Origin of the sequence: Fontibacter flavus, assembly GCF_042432905.1 — a bacterium.
In the GTDB taxonomy this organism is placed as follows: Bacteria; Bacteroidota; Bacteroidia; order Cytophagales; family Cyclobacteriaceae; genus Fontibacter; species Fontibacter flavus.
Map to the genome: position 1 here is coordinate 134,385 of NZ_JBHLWI010000007.1, position 6,417 is coordinate 140,801.

At 37.5% G+C, this 6,417-nt stretch carries 6 protein-coding genes; 4 read left to right on the forward strand and 2 right to left on the reverse strand.

Annotated features, from left to right (window positions below):
- Window positions 1-47: 47 nt before the first annotated feature.
- On the reverse strand, window positions 48-770 hold the full coding sequence (locus tag ACFFIP_RS04085) for a sugar transferase (RefSeq protein ID WP_382386289.1): 723 nt from the start codon (window positions 768-770) through the stop codon (window positions 48-50).
- Window positions 771-935: 165 nt separating this feature from the next.
- Window positions 936-1,754 carry a sugar phosphate nucleotidyltransferase gene (locus ACFFIP_RS04090; RefSeq protein ID WP_382386290.1) on the reverse strand — a complete coding sequence of 273 codons (819 nt, stop codon included), beginning with the start codon at window positions 1,752-1,754 and terminating at the stop codon, window positions 936-938.
- A gap of 398 nt (window positions 1,755-2,152) precedes the next feature.
- On the opposite strand from ACFFIP_RS04090, the gene ACFFIP_RS04095 reads away from it, so the two are divergent.
- The 4 genes from ACFFIP_RS04095 to ACFFIP_RS04110 form a co-directional block, all read left to right on the forward strand.
- Entirely contained in the window at window positions 2,153-2,866 is a 714-nt protein-coding gene (locus tag ACFFIP_RS04095; RefSeq protein ID WP_382386291.1) for a 2-phosphosulfolactate phosphatase, read from the forward strand.
- A gap of 122 nt (window positions 2,867-2,988) precedes the next feature.
- Entirely contained in the window at window positions 2,989-3,915 is a 927-nt protein-coding gene (locus ACFFIP_RS04100; protein ID WP_382386292.1) for a ribose-phosphate pyrophosphokinase, read from the forward strand.
- A gap of 663 nt (window positions 3,916-4,578) precedes the next feature.
- Window positions 4,579-5,361 carry a polysaccharide biosynthesis/export family protein gene (locus tag ACFFIP_RS04105; RefSeq protein WP_382386293.1) on the forward strand — a complete coding sequence of 261 codons (783 nt, stop codon included), beginning with the start codon at window positions 4,579-4,581 and terminating at the stop codon, window positions 5,359-5,361.
- A 36-nt stretch (window positions 5,362-5,397) separates the two neighbouring features.
- The coding region (locus tag ACFFIP_RS04110) for a Wzz/FepE/Etk N-terminal domain-containing protein (protein ID WP_382386294.1) at window positions 5,398-6,417 on the forward strand (1,020 nt) is incomplete at its 3' end.

The following is a 6,417-nucleotide window of genomic DNA, read 5'->3' on the forward strand; positions in this document are numbered from 1 at the left end:
ACAAAAAAAGCCGCATACGCGGCTTTTTTTAATCATTTCCTATCAATTCAATAGGCATTCCCATTATTGAAAATTAAACTGTGAAAAGTCAGGAAAATAATTTTTATATCCAAAGCTAAACTCCACTTTTCAATATAAAATAAATCATATTTTAACCGTGCCCGCATTTCAAATGTACTTCTAATCTCACCTCTGAAGCCCTTTGCCTGTGCCAAACCAGTAATTCCAGGTTTAACCAAATGCCTCATCATGTAATTTTCGTATTTTTTAGAGCACTCTGTGTTCATTTCAGTTGCATGAGGACGAGGACCAACTATTGACATATCCCCAATCAGAACATTAATTACTTGAGGTAATTCGTCCAAGCTTGTTTTCCTCAAAAAAGTTCCAATTCTTGTGATTCTTGTATCATTTTTACTTGCCTGTTTGAAACTGTCCTCAGGGTTGTATGTCATGGTCCTAAATTTAAAACAGAAGAATGGATCATTATATTGACCTCCTCTTAACTGTTTGTAAACAACAGGGCCTTTCGAGTCTAATCGAATCATAATCGCAATAATAGGAAATAACCAAGATCCGATAAGAATCAAAAAAATACTTGAAATCAAAACATCTATTATTCTCTTGACAAATACCTGTGTACCATCCAACAAATTGGATGAATACCTATTCATTATAAAATCTGGATTTGTTACCAGGGCTTTGGTTCCAGAAGGGTTAGAAATGAGAGTTTCCATAACACCAATTAATTTTAAAATACTGATAATCAAATACTAATGACTAGAGCTTCACTATACTTTCATACTTCCTTGTTGTAAAATTATAAACAAAATTATGATTTCAAAAATTAATTACATTTTTTTTTGTTTGAAATGCATTTAATTGAATTTTAAATTCACAACCTTAATTGCTTTTCTTCTTTTAAGAAAGCAAAATCATGCACTTGGACTCAAAACAGGCTTTAATGTTGGGTCATTTAGATAAGACTTCTCAAGCACATCAAAATGGGCTGGAAGCACCTTTAGCCTACATGTATTTTGAAGCAGGTCTTCTTCTAGGTCGATTTCTGGAATTGCTTCATTAAGGAGTTCATTTATAAAGCTCCCACTTTTCTTGAAATAAGCCCTTTTTACCCTGAAGTAAAATTCAGGTTGATACTTTTTCAATTCTTTAAGGAAAACTTTCGCTTGAAAACAATAAATACCGCTATGGATCAAAAGACTACCTGGATCCAGCAAATAGTTAGAAAATTCAAAATTAATCTGTTTACTAAACCTGACGGACTCTCTGTCATGAATGACATATCCAAATCCTGTATCATAGGAAGATTGATAAAGTCCAATAACCACAATTTTACCGCTTTCCGCCATTGAAATGGCTTCTTTTACAGATTCCTGATAGGAAATACTAGGCTTGACCATTAAGTCCGACGGATTAATTACCAAAATATCATCCGGATCAGATGCAAAAGCAGCAAATGCGAGGTCAGCAGCATTTTTTCTATCCCTTGCCTCTATGATTTCGTTGTATTTTAAAACACCCAGATTTGAAAAAGCTTTCCTTGATAATCTAAAGTTATCAACCCTTCCAATTACCATTGGAATATCAGTAAACTTTCTGTTTCTCTCAAAAGTCAGCTCAAATAGTGATCTTCCATTAAAAACTGGAAGATATTGTTTCGAGACAGCATGATTTTCTTTTCCGGTCTGAACTTCCTGACCAATTCCCGAAAGAATAACATTTAGAACACGCATAACTTAAATAAATATATTTTGAAAAAAAGATAAGAAAGTGTTTGACAAAGTGGTTGAGGAATGATTTCATCAAAATAGACCGTCAATTGTCTAACATATTTTCATATCTGTAGTAAAGATAAATGTTCTTTTTTTTAAAAACAAATTTTTGTATTTAAATTACATTTTTTTTAATTCATAATATAGTGTATAATTTTTCAGGGTAGTAAAAATTGGTGTAAAGCGGAGCAAACTTGATTTTAAAACTGTATTAAAACACCTTGTATTCTACTTCCCATCATGATAACCTGGTAAATAACCTGTTCAAACCTTACATTTTTTAAAATTGTCAGTTAAAGGCAGAATCAATTTTGTGATTTGTTTTTATCCATATCTTTGAATCAAAATATTGAAAGGAGATGAAAAAACTTGAAATCTGTTTAAGCCCTGAACTAGTTCATTTATATGATTTCAATAATAAAAATATTGTTATAGTAGATATATTTAGGGCTTCTTCAACTATGATTGTAGCATTGGCAAATGGGGTAACATCAATTACTCCATTTAAGAATTTGGGAGAATGTAGGGAAATGTCTAAAAAGGGATATATCATAGCAGGAGAAAGAAATGGTTTGACTGCAGAAGGATTTGAACTTGGAAACTCTCCATTGGCCTTTCTTGAAAAAAAATATGCAACCAAAAAAATCGCTATGACTACTACAAATGGGACTGTCGCAATTCAACTCGCAAAAGGTAAAGCAAAAAATATTTTATTAGGAGCTTTTCCAAATTTAAAAGCGACTGCTGATTTTTTGTCTGCAATGTCAGAAGACGTAATTATTTTATGTGCAGGCTGGAAAGGTAAATTCAATCTAGAAGACTCACTCTATGCTGGTGCGCTAACAAAGGAGTTAAAAGGTAACTTTAAGATTGAATGTGATACCGCAATTGCTTTGGAAAGTCTTTATGACACACATTCAAAAGATATCAAAGGATTTCTTTCCCAGGCTTCACATACAAAGAGACTACAGAACCAGAACATTGAAGCTGATATCGACTTTTGCTTATCCCTCAATATTTATGATTTAGTAGGCATATTGAGAGAAAATGAATTTTTTGGAGAAAAAAATTAACTTTCAGGAGAGTCACCAAATTTTATTTTATTAACAACTTCTCTTCACCCCGATTCCAATCAAATTTATTTATCTTTGCTTCGTAGCTCAAAACATACCTTTCAAAAGCAAAATATCTAATCATGACAGAGGTCAAACTCTTCTCCGGCACATATAGCCATGCCCTAGCAGAAAAAATCGCAAAACATTATGGGAAACGTCTTGGTGATCTGACTATTTCAAAGTTCAGTGATGGAGAAATGTCCCCAAGTTTTAATGAATCTGTTCGGGGTTGCACTGTATTTCTCATACAATCTACGATGCCTTCTGCGGATAATCTATTGGAATTATGTCTAATGATTGATGCAGCAAAAAGAGCAAGTGCCTACAAAGTATGCGCAGTGATTCCATATTATGGTTACGCAAGACAGGACAGGAAAGATCGTCCCCGTGTATCTATAGCTGCAAAGCTTATAGCCAATATGTTAACTTCAGCCGGTGCTGATAGAATCATGACCTGCGATCTACATGCCGGCCAGATACAAGGCTTTTTCGACATTCCACTTGATCACTTAAATGGTTCTGCAATTTTTGTTCCTTATTTGGAAAGACTTTCTACTGAAAATTTAATTTTCGCAGCCCCAGACGTGGGCGGAGTTGCAAGAGCAAGATCTTACGCAAAACACTTTGAAGTAGACATGGTAGTTTGTGACAAGCACAGAAAACGAGCTAACGAAGTAGCCTCTATGCAGGTGATCGGTGATGTTGAAGGAAAAGATGTTGTATTGGTAGACGATCTAGTAGATACTGCAGGAACCTTGTGCAAAGCTGCCCAGATCATCATGGACAAAGGGGCTCTTTCTGTAAGGGCAATTGCCACACACGGAGTCTTATCTGGGAATGCCTATGACAATATTGAAAATTCCGTCTTAAAGGAATTAGTGATTACGGATACTATCCCACTTAAACATACTTCTTCAAAAATCAAAGTGCTTTCTGTAGCAGATTTATTTTCGAAAGCTATTCATGCTGTGACTGGTAATACATCGATCAGTTCATTGTTTATATAAAATATTATTTTTAAAACAAGGCTGTCTCAAAATTAGAAACGGCCTTCTTTTTTTGAATTGATCAAAAAACTTTTTAGAGTCAATCAAATAAGATTTAGGCTTTTCTGCCATTTTTTTGACAGATTTTTCTCTGGAATCATAAAAAAATTTCAGCCTACTTAAAATATACAGGATTAATTTAAATTAATTTAGATTAATTCTTTTATTTTCTAAACTTTAGTTTAGTCGTTAAAATCTTATATTCTTTCACCAATTATAAATGATAATTTCTCTCGCAATATCTTGACACTTTATTTCGATATCCCAACTCTTTGATAATTAAGGTGATAAATTGTATAAGATGTATGAATGTTATTTCTCTGCTAACAAACAAAGCACCTTACTTAATGATATTGTATTTGTTTACTTCAATGATAAATTGTTTTTACATTTTTAAAAAAGTATTTTAAATGCATTTTTTTGTATTACAAATTATTTCATTATAATTGCATAATGGAATTTGAATTTTGCTGATACAGTCTAAAATCTAAATATTTCAACTTAATTAATACTATTTAATCAATTATTATAAGCACATCGAAACAAATGTGACTGACCGGGCGAAGCTGTACCAATACATGAATATTATTCATATATTTCAGTTTTGACAATTACACCTAAACCATGAAGAAACTCTTTACCCTTACGCTTTTATCCCTTACCCTTTTTTCCTGTGCCAAAAGGAACCTCGTCTACTTCAGCGACATCGAAACCTATGAGGACTACTCCGTGCCGGTCGGACAGTTTACCGAACCCAGGATCCAGCCCGATGACCTGCTCAGCATCACGGTCACCAGTCTCAACCCCGAATCAAACATGCTCTTCAACGTAGGCGTACTCATGCCTTCCGGCGACAGGGCCAATACCGTCGTCTCAAGCCCGGTCAACGAAAACTATCTCGTCGACAAGGACGGCTTCATCAACTATCCCGTTATCGGTAAAATCTCCCTCAACAGGCTCACCAAACAGGAAGCCGTAGACAAAATGGCCGGCCTCGTCAGTGAATACGTCAAAGATCCTATCGTCAACATCAGGTTCACCAATTTCAAGGTCACCGTCATCGGTGAAGTGCAGAAGCCTGCTTCTTTTGTCATCCCGACCGAAAAAATCACCGTTCTCGAAGCACTCGGAATGGCAGGCGACATGACCGCCTACGGCAAAAGGGAAAACGTGATGGTCATCAGGGAAAAAGACGGAATGAGGACCGCCGCAAGACTGAACCTCAATGACAAAGCCGTTCTCGCCTCCCCTTATTACTACCTGCAGCAGAATGATGTGGTCTACGTAGAACCTTACAAAACAAAGGCTATACAGGCGGACACCAACCCAAGGACTTTTGCCATCATCTCCAGTGCCCTCAGTCTGGCAGTTGTCATTTTCGTCAACCTCAGATGGGCAATACAGTAAAACCGACAATAACAATTCCGATATCCCAATCTCAAAATGGACTTATCTGAAATAATCAAAGAACTGGAAGAAGAGGAAAACAGAAAAATGGGCAAAACCGGCCCCAATTACAAACTCCTGCTCTTCAAATACCTCTCCAAGTGGAAATGGTTTGCCGCAGGCATTGTGCTCTGCTTGGCTGTAGCCTTCCTCGTAGCACATTTTTCAACACCACAGTTCCAGATCAAAGCCACTCTCCTGCTCAAGGACAAGGAAAAAGGGGCCGACTTCAGCTCAAATGCCGTGGTCAACAACATGATGGGGTTTGCTCCCTCTTCATCCGTGGAAAACGAAGCCGAGGTCTTCAAAGCACAAAGCCTCATGATAAAGGCATGCCAGGAACTCCGGCTCAACAACAACTTCTATGTCCCAAGGGGGTGGATGAGGTGGAAGGAAATATACGGAAACGAAGTCCCGTTCAAGATCACCATACATGAAATCAACGAGTTCCAACCGGAAGTAGACCGCAACTATATCATACTGGAAGCGGCCGGGGACAACTCCTTTACCGTCGACGATCCACTTGCCGGAACCGGGACTTTTTCCTACGGAGAAAAAATAGCAAACTTCTTCGGAACCTATTCCGTCGAACCGAACCCGGATTACAACCCCATCTTCGAAAACCTCGAACAGCCCGTCAGGATCAGCTTCTTTGACCATGTGGCTATCGGAAGGGCACTCGCACAGGAACTCGATGTCAAAATCGTCAACAAGCTCGCTTCGGTCATCGAAATTTCTATCAACCAGCAGCATCCACTCAAAGGCAAGATACTCCTCGAAAAACTCATCGAGGTGTACAACATGGAAACCGAGGACGACAAGAACAGGACTGCCCTCAACACCATCGCCTTCATAGACGAACAGCTCGTCGACCTTACCGCCGAACTCGAGGAAATCGAAAAAAAAGAAGAACAGTTCAAGCTACGCAACAACATCACCGATGTCGGGTCTGAATCTCAGTTATTCCTGTCCAGCACTGCAGCAAACAGACAGCAGATCAGTGAGCTATCCGTGCAG